This is a genomic window from Bradyrhizobium sp. MI1.3, assembly GCF_055811695.1.
This window is the reverse complement of sequence record NZ_JBVVPQ010000025.1, coordinates 74,621-92,388: the sequence shown is the minus strand read 5'-3', so window position 1 is coordinate 92,388 and position 17,768 is coordinate 74,621. Positions and strand designations below refer to the sequence as shown.

The 17,768-nt window shown below is 64.5% G+C and carries 16 protein-coding genes and 1 pseudogene; 10 read left to right on the top strand and 7 right to left on the bottom strand.

The window, feature by feature from the left end:
- The first annotated feature begins 170 nt into the window (after positions 1 to 170).
- Genes ispH through rnhA form a run of 3 tightly spaced genes read left to right on the top strand, consistent with a single transcriptional unit; the run spans position 171 to position 2,590 of the window.
- Positions 171 to 1,139: a 4-hydroxy-3-methylbut-2-enyl diphosphate reductase gene (gene ispH, locus AC0L3A_RS19935; RefSeq protein ID WP_007597506.1), complete on the top strand. Its 969-nt coding sequence runs from the start codon at positions 171 to 173 to the stop codon at positions 1,137 to 1,139.
- A gap of 6 nt (positions 1,140 to 1,145) precedes the next feature.
- Positions 1,146 to 2,129: a homoserine kinase gene (locus AC0L3A_RS19930; RefSeq protein ID WP_473255042.1), complete on the top strand. Its 984-nt coding sequence runs from the start codon at positions 1,146 to 1,148 to the stop codon at positions 2,127 to 2,129.
- Complete coding sequence (rnhA, locus tag AC0L3A_RS19925) at positions 2,126 to 2,590, top strand: ribonuclease HI (RefSeq protein ID WP_007597503.1); 465 nt, start codon at positions 2,126 to 2,128, stop codon at positions 2,588 to 2,590. The genes AC0L3A_RS19930 and rnhA overlap by 4 nt, the downstream gene beginning before the upstream one ends.
- A gap of 165 nt (positions 2,591 to 2,755) precedes the next feature.
- On the opposite strand, the gene AC0L3A_RS19920 is transcribed toward rnhA, so the two are convergent.
- From AC0L3A_RS19920 to AC0L3A_RS19895, 6 genes and pseudogenes are all read right to left on the bottom strand, one after another.
- Positions 2,756 to 3,241, bottom strand: a complete 486-nt coding sequence (locus AC0L3A_RS19920) for a peroxiredoxin (RefSeq protein WP_007597501.1) — start codon at positions 3,239 to 3,241, stop codon at positions 2,756 to 2,758.
- 107 nt (positions 3,242 to 3,348) lie between these two features.
- The gene (locus tag AC0L3A_RS19915; RefSeq protein ID WP_219680613.1) at positions 3,349 to 3,903 is read right to left on the bottom strand and encodes a DUF924 family protein; all 555 of its coding nucleotides are present in this window, start codon (positions 3,901 to 3,903) and stop codon (positions 3,349 to 3,351) included.
- A gap of 15 nt (positions 3,904 to 3,918) precedes the next feature.
- On the bottom strand, positions 3,919 to 5,604 hold the full coding sequence (locus AC0L3A_RS19910; protein WP_219680612.1) for a long-chain fatty acid--CoA ligase: 1,686 nt from the start codon (positions 5,602 to 5,604) through the stop codon (positions 3,919 to 3,921).
- Positions 5,605 to 5,794: 190 nt separating this feature from the next.
- Entirely contained in the window at positions 5,795 to 7,252 is a 1,458-nt protein-coding gene (locus tag AC0L3A_RS19905; protein ID WP_354126867.1) for a D-alanyl-D-alanine carboxypeptidase family protein, read from the bottom strand.
- A gap of 199 nt (positions 7,253 to 7,451) precedes the next feature.
- Positions 7,452 to 9,248, bottom strand: coding sequence for a glucan ABC transporter ATP-binding protein/ permease (locus tag AC0L3A_RS19900; protein ID WP_354126866.1), 1,797 nt, complete (start codon positions 9,246 to 9,248; stop codon positions 7,452 to 7,454).
- Between the two features lie 84 nt (positions 9,249 to 9,332).
- Positions 9,333 to 10,363, bottom strand: a pseudogene (locus AC0L3A_RS19895) (ABC transporter substrate-binding protein).
- Positions 10,364 to 10,587: 224 nt separating this feature from the next.
- On the opposite strand from AC0L3A_RS19895, the gene AC0L3A_RS19890 reads away from it, so the two are divergent.
- The 7 genes from AC0L3A_RS19890 to AC0L3A_RS19860 all read left to right on the top strand — a co-directional run bounded on the left by AC0L3A_RS19890 (position 10,588) and on the right by AC0L3A_RS19860 (position 16,160).
- Positions 10,588 to 10,959 carry a hypothetical protein gene (locus AC0L3A_RS19890; protein ID WP_007597488.1) on the top strand — a complete coding sequence of 124 codons (372 nt, stop codon included), beginning with the start codon at positions 10,588 to 10,590 and terminating at the stop codon, positions 10,957 to 10,959.
- A 119-nt stretch (positions 10,960 to 11,078) separates the two neighbouring features.
- Complete coding sequence (hisE, locus tag AC0L3A_RS19885; RefSeq protein ID WP_219680599.1) at positions 11,079 to 11,483, top strand: phosphoribosyl-ATP diphosphatase; 405 nt, start codon at positions 11,079 to 11,081, stop codon at positions 11,481 to 11,483.
- A gap of 45 nt (positions 11,484 to 11,528) precedes the next feature.
- On the top strand, positions 11,529 to 12,131 hold the full coding sequence (locus tag AC0L3A_RS19880) for a YqaA family protein (RefSeq protein ID WP_219680596.1): 603 nt from the start codon (positions 11,529 to 11,531) through the stop codon (positions 12,129 to 12,131).
- A 47-nt stretch (positions 12,132 to 12,178) separates the two neighbouring features.
- A complete protein-coding gene (locus AC0L3A_RS19875) occupies positions 12,179 to 12,715 on the top strand; it encodes a hypothetical protein (RefSeq protein WP_007597483.1) in 537 nt (178 codons plus the stop codon).
- Between the two features lie 30 nt (positions 12,716 to 12,745).
- Positions 12,746 to 14,146, top strand: a complete 1,401-nt coding sequence (locus AC0L3A_RS19870) for an aspartate ammonia-lyase (RefSeq protein WP_007597482.1) — start codon at positions 12,746 to 12,748, stop codon at positions 14,144 to 14,146.
- 260 nt (positions 14,147 to 14,406) lie between these two features.
- The gene (locus AC0L3A_RS19865; protein ID WP_007597481.1) at positions 14,407 to 15,375 is read left to right on the top strand and encodes an NAD(P)H-dependent flavin oxidoreductase; all 969 of its coding nucleotides are present in this window, start codon (positions 14,407 to 14,409) and stop codon (positions 15,373 to 15,375) included.
- 11 nt (positions 15,376 to 15,386) lie between these two features.
- Entirely contained in the window at positions 15,387 to 16,160 is a 774-nt protein-coding gene (locus tag AC0L3A_RS19860) for a thioesterase family protein (protein WP_035993707.1), read from the top strand.
- A gap of 37 nt (positions 16,161 to 16,197) precedes the next feature.
- On the opposite strand, the gene AC0L3A_RS19855 is transcribed toward AC0L3A_RS19860, so the two are convergent.
- Positions 16,198 to 17,760: an AMP-binding protein gene (locus AC0L3A_RS19855; RefSeq protein ID WP_354126863.1), complete on the bottom strand. Its 1,563-nt coding sequence runs from the start codon at positions 17,758 to 17,760 to the stop codon at positions 16,198 to 16,200.
- Positions 17,761 to 17,768: the final 8 nt, after the last annotated feature.

Genomic DNA, 17,768 nt, shown 5'->3' with positions numbered 1-17,768 from the left:
AGCCCGGAGGGGGTAGCCACGCAATGGTTCTGCTATAGATAGTGCCTTGACAGCGCCCGAAAGGGGGCCCAATTCCCTCTGAAGTCCCTGTAAGACCGTACCCAAGCCCTATTCATTCATCGACCGCTTCCCGCCCATTTGGCGAGGTGATTCGGTCCCGAGATCGCTCAATGTCAGCCAAACCAGACCTCAAGATCGTGCTTTGTTCTCCCCGTGGCTTCTGCGCCGGGGTGGTCCGGGCGATCGATACCGTGGAACGGGCGCTCGATAAATACGGCGCCCCCGTCTATGTTCGCCATGAGATTGTGCATAACAAATACGTCGTCGATGGGTTGAAGAAGAAGGGCGCGATCTTCGTCGAGGAACTCGCCGAGATCCCGGAAAACACCACCGCGCCGGTGGTGTTCTCGGCCCATGGCGTGCCGAAATCGGTTCCGGCCGACGCCACATCCCGCAATTTGTTCTCGCTGGATGCGACCTGCCCCCTGGTCACCAAGGTCCACCGCGAGGCCGCGATCCATTTCAAGCGCGGCCGCGAGATCTTCCTGATCGGCCATTCCCATCATCCCGAGGTGGTGGGCACGCTCGGCCAGCTCCCGACCGGCGCCGTGACCCTGATCGAGACCGCCGAGGACGCGAAGACCATCGCCCCGAAGGACCCGAACAACCTCGCCTTCGTGACCCAGACCACGCTGTCGATCGACGACACCGCGGAGATCGTGGCGCTTCTGAAGGAGCGCTTCCCGAACATCAACGGGCCGCACAAGGAAGACATCTGCTACGCCACCACCAACCGCCAGCTCGCGGTGAAGAAGGTGGCGCCGGTGGTCGACGCCCTGATCGTGGTCGGTGCGCCGAACTCGTCGAACTCGCAGCGCCTGCGCGAAGTCGCCGAACGCGAGGGTTGCCCGATCGCCGTGCTGGCGCAGCGCGCCACCGAAATCGACTGGAAGCGGTTCGAGAACATCACCAGCCTCGGCATCACCGCTGGCGCCTCGGCACCGGAAGTGATCGTCGAGGAGATCATGGACGCGTTCGCCGAGCGCTTCACGCTGCATGTGGAGACGGTCTCGGCCGCGGAAGAGAACGAGTTCTTCCCGCTGCCGCGTCAGGTGCGCCCCGAAGCCGCCGCCGAGTAGATCTTCATGGCGGTCTACACCGACGTTGCCGCCGACGAGCTTGCGGACTTCCTCAACCAATACGATCTCGGCGAGTTGCTCTCGTACAAGGGCATCGCCGAGGGCGTCGAAAATTCCAACTTCCTGCTGCATACGACCAAGGGATCGTTCATCCTCACGCTCTATGAGAAGCGCGTGGCGAAGAACGATCTGCCGTTCTTCCTCGCACTGATGACGCATCTGGCCGAGCACGGCGTCAACTGCCCGCTGCCGGTGAAGGGAACGGACGGCGAGGCGTTGCGCGAGCTGTCGGGCCGGCCGGCCGCGATCATCACCTTTCTCGAGGGCGTCTGGCCGCGCAAGCCGAACGCGGCCCATTGCGCCGGCGTCGGCGAGGGGCTCGCCAGGATGCATCTGGCGAGCGCGAATTTCGCGATCAGGCGTGCGAACGCGCTGTCGGTCCCGGGCTGGCGGCCGCTGTTCGATGCCGCGTCACAGCGGGCCGACGAGGTGCAGCCCGGCCTGCGCGCGTTCCTGAGCAACGAGCTCGACTACCTCGAGAGCGGGATCTGGCCGACGCAGCTGCCTGAAGGCGTGATCCACGCCGACCTCTTCAACGACAACGTCTTCTTCCTCGGCGACAAGCTCTCCGGAATCATCGACTTCACTTTCGCCTGCAATGATATGCTGGCTTATGACGTCGCGATCTGTCTCAACGCCTGGTGCTTCGAGCCAGATCATTCCTTCAACGTCACCAAGGCGCGGGCCTTCCTCAACGCCTATGGCCGTGTGCGAAAGCTGTCCGAGGCGGAAGAGGCAGCGCTGCCGCTGCTCGCGCGCGGCGCCGCGATGCGGTTCCTGCTGACGCGGCTGGTCGACTGGCTCAACGTTCCGCCCGGCGCGCTGGTTCGGCCGAAGGATCCGCTGGAATATGTCCGCAAGCTGCGCTTCCACCAGAGCGTTTCCAGCGTGCGCGACTACGGGCTGATGCCGTCGGGGCTGGTGGCGTGAGCGAGCTTCCGATTGTCACGATCTACACCGACGGCGCCTGCTCGGGAAATCCGGGGCCCGGCGGCTGGGGCGCGATCCTGAAGTTCGGCGACAAGGAAAAAGAACTGAACGGTGGTGAGCGCCACACCACCAACAACCAGATGGAATTGATGGCGGCGATCTCCGCGTTGGAAGCGCTGAAGAAGCCGTGCACGGTCGATCTCTATACCGACAGCCAATATGTCCGTCAGGGCATCACCGGCTGGATTCACGGCTGGAAGCGCAACGGCTGGCGCACCGCCGACAAGAAGCCGGTGAAGAATGTCGAGCTATGGCAGCGCCTCGATGCTGCGCTGAAGGCTCATGACGTGCGCTGGCACTGGGTCAAAGGCCACGCAGGGCATCCCGAGAACGAACGCGCCGATCAGCTCGCGCGGGACGGCATCGTGAAGGCGCGGTTGCAGGCGCGGGTGGCGGAGTAGCGCGGATCCGCGCTCCTTCCTCATGTTCCGCCGTCATCGCCCGGCTTGACCGGGCGATCCAGTACGCCGCGGCCTCTCGATTCAACAACAACTGTCTCTGGAATACTGGATGCACCGCTTTCGCGGGGCATGACAGTGTCGTTTGTGGCTGAAAGCGGTGGCCGCTTACAGCTGCCCGAGCAGCGTATCGCCGCCGGACACCTCGACCTTGCCGGGCATCGCCTCGAGGTTCAGCTTCTTGACCACGCCGTCCTCGACCAACATCGAATAGCGCTTGGAGCGGATGCCGAGACCGTTGCCGGAGGCGTCGAGCTCCATGCCGATCGCCTTGGCGAAGTCGGCATTGCCGTCGGCGAGGAAGATGGCCTCGTCGCGCTGGTCGGTGTCGCGCTTCCACGCGTTCATGACGAAGGCGTCGTTGACGGAGACGATGGCGATGGTGTCGACGCCCTTGTCCTTCATGGCGTAGGCGTTGAGGAAGATGCTCGGCAGATGCATCTTGTGGCAGGTGCCGGTATAGGCGCCGGGCACCGCGAATAGCGCCACTTTCTTGCCCTTGAAGATGTCGTCGGTGGTCTTCACCTGCGGGCCTTCGGCCGTCATCACGCGGAATTTCGCCTCGGGCAGCTTGTCGCCAGTCTGGATCGCCATCGTCAGTCTCCCTGAAAATCGGTCCCGCTTTTTAGACCGTGCGGCGGCGCTGCACAATGTTGCCGGTAGGGCAGGCGGTGAGGGCGGGACCCTTCACCATTATGTCATCAGCCGGCGAACCCGCCGCCGTCGAGGAAGGCCTGCTCGTCCGGGGTGGTGTCGCGGCCGAGCAGGCGGTTGCGGTGGGGGAAGCGGCCAAACCGCCGGATGATGTCGGCGTGCTCACGCGCGTATTTCAGGTTTTCGGCATTCTCGGTGTTTTGAAACAGCGCGACGCAGTGCAATTGGTCGGGCAGGTGCTCGGAATGCATGAAGGGCAAATAGAGGAATTCGAGCAGGACCGGATCGATCCTTTGATCTGCACCCCGCGCAATGGCGCGGCGGGCGACGTCGCGCGCGAGCGCGTCGCTGGCAAAGGCCTGCGCCGTGCCCCGGAACATGTTGCGCGGAAACTGGTCGAGCACGATGACGAGCGCGAGTGCGCCCTCGTCGGTCTCCTCCCACGACGAGAGCTCGCCGGCGACCGCCTTCTGCCACAGCGCGAGAAAGCGGCGCCTGACCTCCGCGTCGAATGCGTCGTCGCGCTCGTACCAGGCATCGCGGCCGGCCTCGCGCCAGAAGGCGAGGATGCCGGCCGGACTGATGATGCTGTCGTCGGTCATGAACGAAAGAGGCGCTTACGCCGCCTCCGCCTTCTTCTCGTCGCGCAGCTGCCGGCGCAGGATCTTGCCGACATTGGTCTTCGGCAGGTCGGTGCGGAATTCGATGTGCTTGGGCACCTTGTAGCCCGTCAACTGCTCCTGGCAGAATTTGACCAAGGCCTCCGCCGTGAGGTTCGGGTCCTTCTTGACCACGAACGCCTTCACCGCCTCTCCCGACTTGGAATCGGGAATGCCGATGACGGCGCATTCGAGCACCCCCGGGTTGCTCGCGATCACTTCCTCGATCTCGTTCGGATAGACGTTGAAGCCGGAGACCAGGATCATGTCCTTCTTGCGGTCGACGATCTTGGTGTAGCCTTTCTCGTCCATGATGCCGATGTCGCCGGTGCGGAAATAGCCGTCTGCGGTCATCACCTTGGCGGTCTCCTCCGGCCTGTTCCAATAGCCCGACATCACCTGCGGACCCTTGGCGCAGATCTCGCCGGGCTGGCCGAGCGGCATCTCGTTGCCGTCGTCGTCGCGGATCGAGATCCAGGTCGAGGGCACGGGGATGCCGATGGTGCCGTTGAACTCGGGATCGGTCGTGGTGTTGCAGGTCAGCGTCGGAGACGTCTCCGACAGGCCGTAGCCTTCGGCGATGGAGCAGCCCGTGATCGCCTTCCACTGCTCGGCGACGGGGCGCTGCACCGCCATGCCGCCACCATTCGAGATCTTCAGCTTGGAGAAGTCGAGCTTCTTGAAGTCGGGATGATGCATCAGGCCGTTGTAGAGCGTGTTCACGGCCGGGAAGTTGTTGACCTGGTACTTCGCCAATTCCTTGATGAAGCCCGGGATGTCCCGCGGGTTGGGGATCAGGAGATTGCAGCCGCCGGCGCGCACCGCGAGCAGGTAGCAGGCCGTCAGCGCGAAGATGTGATAGAGCGGCAGCGCGCAGACGACCATGAGTTGATCGACATGCGGCGGCGCGGCCATCGCCGGCTGCAGCCAGGCGTCGTTCTGCAGGACGTTGGCGACGATGTTACGATGAAGCAAGGTGGCACCCTTGGACACGCCGGTGGTGCCGCCGGTATATTGCAGGAAGGCGACGTCGCCGGGCGACAGCTTCGGCTTGTTGAATGCCAGAGAGCGGCCGGCGGAGATCGCGTCGTTGAAGGACACCGCGCCTGGCAGCGACCAGGCCGGCACCATCTTCTTGACGCGGCGGACGACCAGATTGACGATCACGCCCTTGAAGCCGAGCAGGTCGCCCATGCTGCCGACGATGACGTGCTTGACTTGCGTCTTCGCGATCACCTGCTCGACGGTGTGGGCGAAATTCTCCAGCACGATGATGGCTTCGGCGCCGGAATCCTTGAGCTGGTGCTCGAGCTCGCGCGGCGTGTAGAGCGGATTGACATTGACCACCGCGAAACCGGCGCGCAGTACGGCTGCGGTCGCGACCGGATATTGCAGCACATTCGGCATCATGATCGCGACGCGGGCGCCGCGTTGCAGGCCTCGCCCTTGCAGGTAGGACGCCATCGCCAGCGACATCTGGTCGAGGTCGCGATAGCTGATCGACTTGTCCATGCAGATGAACGCCTTGCGGTCGGCGAACTTGGCGAAGCTCTCCTCCAGGAGGTCGACCAGCGATGAATATTGCGTCGGCTCGATATCGGCGGGGACGCCGGGCGGATATTGCTTAAGCCAGATGCGCTCCATGGAAACTCCCCTCATTGACCAGAGCCCGTTGTGTCTCGGGCTTGCCTCATTGCCGTCAGTATCGAGCCTGCCGGAACGGGTGGCAAGCGGTCGAGGCTTAGGATAAACGCCAGGGAGTGGCTACCGGAATCCTCGCAAACGGCGCTGCCGCAAGTGCGAAGTGCGGCGCGGTCTCGTCTCGCGTCGGCCGTTAACTGTTGTTGGCCGGCTTGGCGGGCTTGGTCGCGGCCTTGGGCTTGGCGGGCTTGGTTGCCTCGCCGCTCACCGCAGGCTTTGCCACCGCATCGGGCTTGGCTGCGGCATGCTTGGTGCCGGCCGGCTTGACTGCGGACTTGCCGTCGGCCGGCTTGGCGGCCGCCACCGGCTTGGCATCGGGCTTCGCCGCCGCCGTCTTGGCATCCTTCGGCTTGTCTGCTGGCTTGTCTGCCGCGTCGGGCTTTTTGGCGACGCGCGACTTCTTGCCACGCGGCTTTGGCGTGGCCTGCTGGTCGGCATCGGCCGCGACCGCCGCGATCAGGGCGGTCCCGGTGCGGGTCGGACCGGTATACACCAGCACGGGCTCGGCCGCGGCCGGGGCCGAGGCCATCAGCTCGGAGGCCTTCATCAGCGGCGGCTGAAGCCCGGCCGTGAAGAAGGTGACCTGGGCTTCGCCGCCCGTGGCCGAGGCGGACCCGGACGTGCCGCCATTGGTCGCGATCAGCGCGTCGTCATCGTCGCTGGCCGGCCGCTTGCGATGGCCGCCGCACATGTCGTCACGCAGGTTCGGCGGCGAGGCGTCGACCGGCACCAGCTTGTCGACCGTGCCGAGCGAGGGCCGGAGCCAGGTGAGATTGTCTTGCGAGAAGCCGCGCTCCAGCAGCTGCGCTGCCTTCACCGCGCGCGCGGTCCCGGAGTTGGCGCCCAGCACGACGGCGATCAGCCGGCGGCCGTTGCGGGTGGCCGATGCGACGAGGTTGTAGCCGGAGGCGCAGATGAAGCCGGTCTTGAAACCGTCGGCGCCGGGATAGCGGCCGATCAGCTTGTTGAAATTGCCGGTGACACGCTTGCCGAAGCGGATAGCCGGAATGTGCACGAAATACTCGTACTCGGGCAGGTCGCGCAGGAACGAGCGCGCGAGAATGCCGAGATCCCGCGCGGAGGTGATCTGTCCGTCGGCGGGCAGGCCGTTCGGATTGACGTAGCTCGTCTGCGTCATGCCGAGCTTCTGCGCGGTGTCGTTCATCAGCGCCGAGAAGCCGTCGATCGAACCGCCGACGCCTTCGGCGAGCACGACGGCCATGTCATTCGCCGATTTCACCATCATCATCTTGAGTGCGTTGTCGACGGTAAGCTGCGTTCCCGGTCGAAACCCCATCTTCGAGGGCGACTGCGAGGCTGCCGTCGGCGACACCGTGAGCAGTGTGTCGAGTGTGAGCTTGCCGTCCTTGACCGCCTTCAGCGTCACATAGGCGGTCATGATCTTGGTGACGGAAGCCGGATACCAGGGAATGGTCGCGTTTTCCGCCTGCAGCACCTTGCCGCTATCGGCCTCGATCAGGAGCAGCGCTTCGGCGCTCGCCGCGCGCGGCACGAGCAATGCGCCGCATGCGAGTGCCGCGGCGAGCAGGTTGAACAAGGATTGACGAAGCAGCGGGCGAAGAGCGTGCACTATCCGATTCCGGTCCTTGGAGACCCGCCGGTTCCGGTCGGCTCTCGTGATCTGATGTTCGGTTCTGAAATCCAGCGCCGCCGCTTGCGGCGCCGCAAACCTATACCGGCTGGTGCGTCGGGAATAGGGGCATCAGCGGGGTATTCCGCAATGAAATGGGCCGAATTTCGACGATACGATGGGGACTTGCCAAGGCTTGCTAAGGCGATTTGGCGGCAGTCGCAGCAGCCTCAGCCGCTGTCACGCTGGCCCGTGCGCTCTCCTGAACCATGAACTGGGCCCTGGCGAGGTCGGCGAAATGGCCGCCTTTGGCCACGAGTTCATCAAAAGTTCCGCTTTCGATCACACGCCCGTTCTCGAATACCAGGATGCGCGTGGCATTGCGGATGGTGGAGAGACGGTGGGCGATCACGAAGGTGGTGCGGCCCTTCATCACTTCGTCGAGAGCGGTATTTACCTTCGCCTCGGTGACGGCGTCGAGTGCGCTGGTCGCCTCGTCCAGGATCAGGATCGGCGGATCCTTCAGCAGTGCACGGGCGATCGACAGCCGCTGGCGCTCGCCGCCGGACAGCATGCGGCCGCGCTCGCCGGCATTGGTCTCGAAGCCGCCGCTGCGCTCGATGAATTCGAGCGCCTGCGCACGCTCCGCCGCCTTGCGCATCTCGGCCTCGGTGGCATCAGGCTTGCCGACGCGCAAATTCTCCGCGATCGAGCGGTTGAACAGCAGCGCCTCCTGAAAGACCACGCCGATGTTCCGCCGCAGCGATGTCAGCGTCACCCCGCGCACGTCCATGCCGTCGATCCTGATGAAGCCGGACTGCGGATCGAAGGCGCGATGCAACAGCGCAATCGCGGTGGATTTTCCGGCGCCGGTCGCGCCGACCAGCGCGATGGTCTGGCCGGGAAGCGCGGTGAAGGAGAGATCCTCGACCGCCGGCCGCTTGCCGTCATAGGAGAAGGTGACGTCGTTGAATTCGACGAGGCCGGAGAGCCGACCCGCATCGATCGCGTCGTGCCGGTCGTGCACCGCAGGCACCGCATCGAGCACGTTGAAGAACTCGCGCAGGCGCGGGGCTTCCATGAACACGTTGTTGATGAAGCTCACGACCTGCTCCAGCTTCTGGATCAGAAGCGTCGCGAAGCTCACGAACATCACGATCTCGCCGACCGAGGTCAGCCCCTGGTCGTGCAGCGCGATGCCGAAAGCGAAGATCGCGAGCACCGTGATCGTGGTGGAGGCGCGCGTGATGACGGTGACGAGCGCCCACCACGACAGCACCGGCATCTGGGCTGCAAGCAATTGGTCGGCAACGGAGCGCAAACCCTGTACCTCGGATTCGACGCGGACGAAGCTCTGCACCAGCGCGACATTGCCGAGCGCATCCGAAGCGCGTGCGGAGAGCTCGCTGTATTGCTCTTCGACGTCCATCTGCATGCCGAATGTCTTGCGCACCACGAAGGTGGTCAGCGCGGTGAAGACGATGCAGAGCACGAACAGCAGGATTGCAAGCCGCCAGTTGAGGTAGAGCGACAGCGGCAGCAGCACCACGACTGAGAGGATCGCAGCAAAATGCTCGCGGAAGAAGCCCAGCCACAGCCGCCACAGCGCATCGGTGCCGTTGAGCATGACCTTCATCAGCCGGCCCGAATGGGTGCCGGAGTGGAAGGTCAGCGGCAGTTGCAGGATGTGCTCGAAATAATCCGTCAGGACCGCTTGCCGCTGCCGGTGGGAGAGCCGGTCGGCCTGCAACGCCACGAGCGCGCTGCAGGCGATGGTGAACAGTCCGAACGCAACCCATGCAACCAGGAACGGCCAGGCCGAGTTGGAGCCTGCGACCGTCTTGCCGGAGAGCACGTCGACGATCCGGCCGAACAGCACCGGCTCGGCGAATTGCGAACCCGCAAGCAGGAGATTGACGATCGCGAGCAGCCAGCCCAGCCGTGCCTCCTTGCCGAGCAGCTCGAGAACACGGGTGTAGAGGCGGAGAATGGGCATGGGCGAGGAGCTCGGGCGGCTGGAGTGAGCCCATACTCTAATCAGGGATCGGCTGCGAGATATAGCGGAAGCTGTCGGTTTTGCTCAGTTGATCAACCGCCCTGCGAGCGGCGGCAGGAAGCCGCCGTCGAAGATATCGTCCGCCGCCGGCCGTTTGCGGAATTTGAAATCCTGCCCGATCTGGTCGATCGCGCGATCCATGCGCGCCGGGTCGATGTCGCCGAGGCCGTTGCGACGGACCTCGTCGGTCAGGATGTTGTCGACGAGGACGGTGCGCAGGCGCTCCAGCTCAAGATCGCGGTCGCCGTCCTCAATGCGGCTCGCGGCCTCGTCCGCCGCGCGCGCCGGGTCCTTGACGGTCGCGTTGATGCCGGCAATCAATGCGCGGACGAATCCCTTCACGCTGTCCGGCCTGGACGCGGCGAAAGCCGGGTTGACCACGACGGCAAAGCCATAGGCCTCGCAACCATAATCGGCATAGCGAAGCGCGACGAGATCGCCGCCTGGCACGCCGCGGTCGCGCAGGTTCACTGCCGAGAGATAGCTGAAGCCGGCGACGGCATCGACCTGTCCCGCGGCACCGCGGCGCTGATCTTGTGGAATTTCACGTGAGCCGTGTCGATGCCGTTCTGCTGCGCCAGCGCCGGCCACAGCCGCATCGACAGATCGCTATCCGCGACGCCGACGGTCTTGCCGTCCAGGTCGGGCATGAGGTGGATGCCACGGCTCCTGCGGGCGACGATCGCGTAGGGCGCGCGGTTGAACAGCACGAACACCGACTTGACCGGTGCCGGATCCTTGTCGCGGAAGCGGATCAGCTCGTTGATGTCGACGAGCGCGAACTCGCTATCGCCCTTGGCGACGCGCGCAAGCGCCGCCGGCGATCCGGCCGCGCTGCTGAAGGAGACGTTGAGACGTTCGGCGCTAAAGCTGCCGTCCTTTGCGGCAAGAAAAAACGGCGCCATGCTCGCATCGATCGGGCGGTCGAAGGTGAAGTGGATTGCAATGGAGGGCGCGACGGTCTCGGCCGCGGTAGCATCGCGCGCAGTCAGCGCCGCAAGCAAGATTGCAAGGGCCGGTAGGCAACGAAGGGCAGTGGTCCTGAATCCGAACATCAGTGGCGCCGGTCCCGCATTGTGGTTCGTGACGCTCGCAGCGCCGGCGGGCGTAGCAGTCTGTTTGCGCCAATATGAACGGCGGATGAGCGGCGGTTGCGTCACGATCACGCAACTCCGTTCAGCTTGTGTTGGGGTTGGGGAACCCAACATGGGATGCAGGTGTTTGAGAGACACGAGCCTGTCATCAGGCACCATTCGAGGTCCCAAGGAGGGTCCAGGACATGTTTGACAGATTTTCAGGATTTGCCGGCCGTAAGGCCCTTCTCGCTACCGCCGCGGTGCTGGCGCTGACCGCAATGACCCCGACCGCTTCATACGCGGGCGGCCGCCATTGGCATGGTGGCGGCGGCGCGGCCTTTGCCGGCGCGGCCATTGCCGGTGCTATCGGCACCGGCCTCGCAATCGCCGCGACCCGCAATGCCTACGCCTATGACGACGGCCCTTATTATGGCGGTCCCGCCTATTACAGCGGCCCTGCCTATTACGGTGATGGCCCGTATTACGGACCCGGCCCGAACTACCAGTATCAGCGCTACGGCGGCACCGCTCCGTCGGAGCTTTGCGGCCAAGGCTACCACACCAACTGCTACTAGGTTTGGCCGCAAAAGGTTGACCACAAACGGGCCGTCGTGCTTGCCGCGGCGGCCCATTTTGGGCTTTTACTATCGCGCGTTAACGCGCTCGCCATGGGTTTAGAGTAGTTTCGAGTACCATGAGTGATTCGCTTGAGCGGCTATATCTGGCTGTGCTCGCGGCCAGGGACCTTGATCCGGCAACATCGCGCACCGCGCGGCTGTTTCAGCGCGGCCCGTCAAAAATGGCGAAGAAACTGGCTGAAGAGGCCATCGAGGTCGTCATCGACGCGGTCAACGGCGATAGCGAAGCCGTGATCCGGGAAAGCGCCGATCTACTCTACAATCTGATCGTGCTATGGGCCTCGGCCGGCGTGCGCCCCGAGGACGTCTGGCGCGAGATGACGCGGCGTGAAGACATGCTCGGCATCGCCGAGAAGCTGCCGAAGTCGGCGATGAAGCTGCCCAAAGTTGCGTCACCGCGGGTCGCCGCCAGGCGGCCTATCGTCGCGCTCGAAGGCCGCAGCGCGCGCAAGCGCCACTAGTATTGGCACAAATCGGTCCCATCTCGGCATGGACAAATCCGTCCCATGGTGCTTCATCGCGGCGCCATGCTGAAACGTATCTACGACTGGTGCATCGACGCCGCTCACAAGCCTTACGCGCTCTGGATCATGGGCGCCGTGGCTTTCGCTGAAAGCTCCTTCTTTCCCGTCCCGCCGGACGTGATGCTGATCCCGATGTCACTGGCGCGCCCGCAGCGCGCCTGGGTCTATGCGGCGATCTGCACTGCGACGTCGGTGCTGGGTGGTCTGTTGGGCTACGCCATCGGTGCGCTGCTCTTCGACTCGGTCGGCCATTGGCTGATCGAGGTCTATGGCCTCGGCGGCAAGGTTGACGCCTTCCGCGCCTCCTATGCCGAATGGGGCGCCGTGATCATCCTGCTCAAGGGCCTGACACCGATCCCCTACAAGCTCGTGACCATCACGTCCGGCTTTGCCGGCTACAATATCGGGCTCTTCATCCTGTGCTCGATCGTGGCGCGTGGCGGGCGCTTCTTTATCGTGGCGATCCTGCTCAACCGCTACGGCGACTGGATCCGGGTCAAGATCGAGAAGCATCTCGGATTGGTGGTGGCAATCGGCGCTGCGGTGCTCGTGCTCGGCTTTGTCGTCGCAATCAAGTTGATCTAACTCCAAGGCGCTTTGCCGCCGCGCCTCGTTCGGCTACGGTTGCCGTCATGATGCTTCGATCCGGCAATCCGGTCCTGCGGCTGGGCACGCTGACATTTGCGGTGCTTTCGCTCCTGCTCGTTGCCGGCGGCACCGGATGGCCGCAATCCGCGCCGCCGGCGCTCGGCTTGCAGGAGCAAGGACCGCAGGCCGCACCGGCGCCCTCGACAGCTCCTTCGTCGCCGCCGGCGCATGAGGAAAATCCCGGGCTGATCAACGAAATGGGCAAGCTGTTCGACAAGCTGCCGTCGATCCTGCCGCCGATCAAAAGTCCGAGCGAGACCATGAACGATTTGTCGCGCCTGGCGAAGCCGTCGACCATGGTGTCGGGACGCGTCGCCTGTCCGGCCTCGTCGAACGGCGCGCCCGACTGCAAGCTCGCCGCCGACAAACTCTGCCAGAGCAAGGGCTACACGGAAGGCAAGAGCCTGAATGCCGATTCCGCGGAAAAGTGCTCGGCCAAGGTTCTGATCCCGGGCAGGCAACGCAAACCGGATGACTGCCGCACCGACACCTTCGTCACCAGCGCGCTGTGCCAGAACTAAGGACGTCGCGCGAGCAAGCAAGGAGCGCCCATGAGTCGCACGGAGCAGGACTTCCTCGGACAGCGTGAGATCGCCGACGACATCTATTACGGCGTCCAGACCATCCGCGGGAAGGAGAACTTCCACATCACCGGCATTCCGATGAACCAGGAGCCTTACTTCGTAAAGGCGCTTGGTTACGTCAAGAAGGCCGCCGCCATGGCCAACCGCGATCTCGGCGCGGTGGACACCAAAGTCGCGGAAGCCATCATCGTGGGCTGCGATCGCGTCATCGCCGGCGATATGATGGACCAGTTCGTCACCGACTTCATCCAGGGCGGGGCCGGCACCTCCACCAACATGAACGCCAACGAGGTGATCGCCAATCTCGCGCTGGAATCGCTCGGCTTCGCCAAGGGCGACTACCAGCACGTCAGCCCCAACGATCACGTCAATTACGGCCAGTCGACCAACGACACCTATCCGACCGCCTTTCGGCTGGCGCTGATCCTGCGGCTCGAGAGCTACATGACGGCGCTGCGCCAGCTCCAGGAGGCGTTCTTCGCCAAGGGCAGGGAGTTCGAGCGCGTGCTGAAGATGGGCCGCACCCATTTGCAGGACGCGGTGCCGATGTCACTCGGCGCCGAATTCCGCGGTTGGGGGACCACCATGGGCGAGGAGGTCGATCGAATCTCCGAGGCCCGTGCGCTGCTGCGCGAGATCAATCTCGGCGCCACCGCGATCGGCACCTCCGTCACCGCGGCGCACGGTTATCCCAAGCTCGCGGTCCGGCATCTGAGCGCGCTCACCGGCGTCGACTTCATCCTCGCCGGCGATCTCGTCGAGGCGACGTCGGATACCGGCGCCTATGTGCAGCTCTCCGGCGTTCTCAAACGCACCGCGAGCAAGCTAACGAAGATCTGCAACGACATCCGCCTGCTCGCCTCGGGCCCGCGTGCCGGCTTCAACGAGATCAACCTGCCGCAGCTTCAGCCGGGTTCCTCGATCATGCCCGGCAAGGTCAATCCTGTGATCCCCGAGGTCGTCAACCAGACCAGCTTCCTCGTGATCGGGCTCGACACCACCGTGACGCTCGCGGCGTCCGCCGGTCAGCTCCAGCTCAATGTGATGGAGCCGGTGATCTCGTTCGCGCTGTTCTTCTCGATCCGCACCATGGAGCGCGCGGTCAACAGCCTGCGCGAGAATTGCGTCGTCGGCATCACTGCCAACGAGGAGCACACCCGCAACATGGTGCTGAATTCGCTCGGTATCGTCACGGTGCTGAAGCCGCTGCTCGGCTACAAGCAATGCGCCGAGATCGCGCGCGAGGGCTACAAGAGCGGCAAGTCGCTGCACCAGATCGTCGTGGTCGAACGCAAGCTGCTGACCCAGGAGAAATGGGACGAGATGTTCTCGTTCGAGCGGCTGATCAATCCGGATTTGCTTGCATAGGCGCCGCTCTCTCCTCCCGTCATTCCGGGCCCGCGAAGCGCGAGCCCGGAATCCATTTCGCCATTCGTGCCGAGGCCCGATGGATTCCGGGCTCGACGCTACGCGTCGCTCCGGAATGACGGAAGCAGGAATTCCGCTGTTTGGAATTGCGGTAACGGCGTCCTCCACGGCGCCAAAACGCAATACTTGACAGTGGAAAGATTGCCTTGTTGGTATGGCTCCCAACTTCGATGTGACCGCCAACAGAGGATCGTCTCGCAATGTCCATGCCTGCCTTGTTTAGGGGACGCCTGTCGATCCCCGTGATCGGCTCGCCGCTCTTCATCATCTCGGTGCCCGATCTCGTGATCGCGCAGTGCAAGGCGGGCGTGGTCGGCTCGTTTCCGTCGCTGAACGCGCGTCCGCCGGAGCTGCTTGACGAGTGGCTGGCGCGGATCACTGAAGAGCTCGCGGCCTATGACCGCGCGCATCCGGACAAGCCGTCGGCGCCGTTCGCGGTCAACCAAATCGTGCACAAGTCGAACAACCGGCTCGATCACGACATGCAGCTTTGCGCCAAGTACAAGGTGCCGATGATCATCTCGTCGCTCGGCGCGCGCGAGGAGCTGAACCAGGCCGTGCACGGCTGGGGCGGCATCGTTTTCCACGATGTGATCAACCAGAAGTTTGCGCACAAGGCGATCGAGAAGGGCGCCGACGGCCTGATCCTGGTCGCGGCGGGCGCCGGCGGCCATGCCGGCACGATCTCGCCGTTGGCATTCGTCGCCGAGACACGAAAATGGTTCGACGGCCCGATCGCGCTGTCGGGCGCGATCGGCAACGGCAAGGCGATCCGCGCCGCGCGCATTCTCGGAGCCGACTTTGCCTATATCGGCTCGGCCTTCATCGCCACCAAGGAAGCCAATGCGGTCGAGAAGTACAAGGAGATGATCGCGGGCGCGACGGCCGACGACATCGTCTATTCCAACCTGTTCACCGGCGTGCACGGCAACTATCTGAAGCCGTCGATTCTCGCCGCCGGCATGGATCCGGAGAACCTGCCGACGTCCGATCCCTCGAAGATGAACTTCGGCACCGACGCCTCCGGTGAGCGCGCCAAGCCGAAGGCCTGGAAGGAGATCTGGGGCTCCGGCCAGGGCATCGGCAGCGTCGACGGCATTCTTCCCGCCGCCGAGCTGATCGCGCGCTTCAAGAAGGAGTACGACGAAGCGATCGATCCGCCGTTGTAATGGCCCTCCCAATGACGGCCATCTACCGCGTCGACGGCAACAGCGTCATCACCAGCCCGGATGCCGCCGGCCCGTGGGACCGGCGCATGCAGCACGGCTCGGCGCCGGCCTCGCTGGTGACGTGGGCGGCTGAGCGTATTCCGACGCCTGTCGCGATGGACATCGCGCGCGTCACCATCGACCTGATGCGCCCGGTTCCGGTGGCGCCGCTCACGATCGCGACCGAGGTCTTGCGCGAGGGCCGCAAGATCCAGCTCTGCGGGGTCAAGCTGCTCGCCGACGGCGTACAGGTGGTCGGCGCCACCGTGCTCAAGATCAAGCGCCAGGCGCTGACGCTGCCCGATGACATCAAGGCACTGCCGGTTACGCTGCCGTCGCCGGAGGACTCGCTGCTCGAGGACGGTCATGCCGCCACCAGCCCGTTCGTGCGATCGGTGTCGATGCGCGCCGCGCGCGGCCGCTTCGGGCAAGCCGGCGCCGGCGCGATCTGGTTTCGCGTCGACCATCCCCTGATCGCAGGCGAACCGCTCTCGCAGGCGATGCGCGCCGTGGTCGCGGCCGATTTTTCCAACGGCACCGCCTCGTCGCTCGATTTCCGCGCCTGGACCTACATCAACGCTGACCTCACCGTGAGCTTTGCGCGCCAGCCGGTCGGCGAATGGATCCTGCTCGACGGTGATTCCTGGATCGGCCCCGATGGTGCCGGGCTTGCGATGTCGCGGCTGGCGGACCGGACGGGGTATTTTGGCCGCGCCGTGCAGAGCCTGGTGATCGAGAAGCGGTGAGGGGCTGCGTGAGACTGCGCCGCGGCCGGGGCAGGAGCTACCCCACCATCCGGTCCCGCCCGCTCCAGAATTCCGCGCGCAGCACCTTCTTGTCGACCTTGCCGACGCCGGTCATCGGCAATTGCCTGACGAACTGGATATGCTTGGGCGCGTGAGCCGAGCCCTTCCGCGTTCTCACCATGTTGATCAGCTCGTCGGCGTCAGGCGTAGCGCCCTCGCGCGGCACGACGATGGCAGTGACGGCTTCGTCCCATTTCTCGTCAGGGATGCCGACGACCGCGACCATGGCCACGTCGGCGTGCTGTGACAGCACGTCCTCGATTTCCCGCGGAAAGATGTTGAAGCCGCCGGAGACGATCATGTCCTTCTTGCGGTCGAGGATGAACATGTAGCCGCGTTCGTCCCTGCGCGCGATGTCGCCGGTATGGACCCATCCGTTCCGAAGCGTCTCGGCGGTGATGTCGGGCCGCTTCCAGTACTCCGCCATCGCGTGCGGGGCGCGCACGCAGATCTCACCGGCTTCGCCCGTCTTCACTTCTTGATCGTTGTCGTCGAGGATCCGGACCTCGCAGGCCGCGATCGGGAAGCCGCAGGACAGGAACAGTTCGGGCGTCCTGGGATCGTGATCCGCCTTGCGCAGCACCGAGATTGGATAGCATTCGGTCTGGCCGTAAAGCTGCGAGAACACCGGCCCGATCCGCTCGATGCCCTCGATCAAGCGGCTCGGCGACATCGCGGAGGCGCCGTAGAGCACCAGTTCGAGCGAGGAGAGCTTGGTCCTGCTCAATGCGGGATGATCGAGCAGCACATAGATCATGGTCGGCACGAACAGCGTGAAGTTGATGCGCTCGCGCGCGATCGTCGCCAGCACCGCCTCGGGATCAAAACCCTTCAGCATGTGCACGGTGCCGCCACGCATCAGGGTCGGCAGCACCTTCGTGCCGGCGACATGGCTGATCGGTGCCACCGCGAGGTAGCGCGCGCCATCGGGGATCTCGAAGTCGGCGAGGATCGCGGCCGCGGCCCCGGCATTTTCGCGGTGGTAGCGCAACGCGCCCTTGGATTTGCCGGTCGTGCCACCGGTATAATTCAGCGTGGAGAGATCGTCGGGGCCGGCGAGGCAATGCGCGCTGGCATGGCCTTCGATCTCGATCGCCTGCAACAGGTCGACGCCATAGGCGGCCGGTCCCATGGTGAAGACCGCCTTGAGCCACGCCGCCTGCGCGGCGAGTTCGCCGCCGCGATCTCGGAAGGCGGCCGCATCGACCACCAGCACCTCGGCCTCGGAATCCTCGAGCTGAAACAGCTGGTCTGCCCGCGATCCCAAAGGATGCAGCCAGGTGACGCAGAGCCGCGACAATTGCGCGGCGACGCCGGTGCACCATGTGTCGGCGCGGTTCGCGGTGAGGAAGGCGACCCGCGCGCCGGGCTGCAATCCAAGCCGCATGAACACGCCCTGGATGCGCCCGATCAGGTCGATGGTGCCCTGATAGCTCAGCGATCCGCCGGGCCACGCGAACGCGGTGCGGCCCGGATAGCGCGACAGCGCCCGCAGCGCCTGCGCGCAAGTCGGGGACGATGCGTAGAGCGGATCGGACATATGTTTCC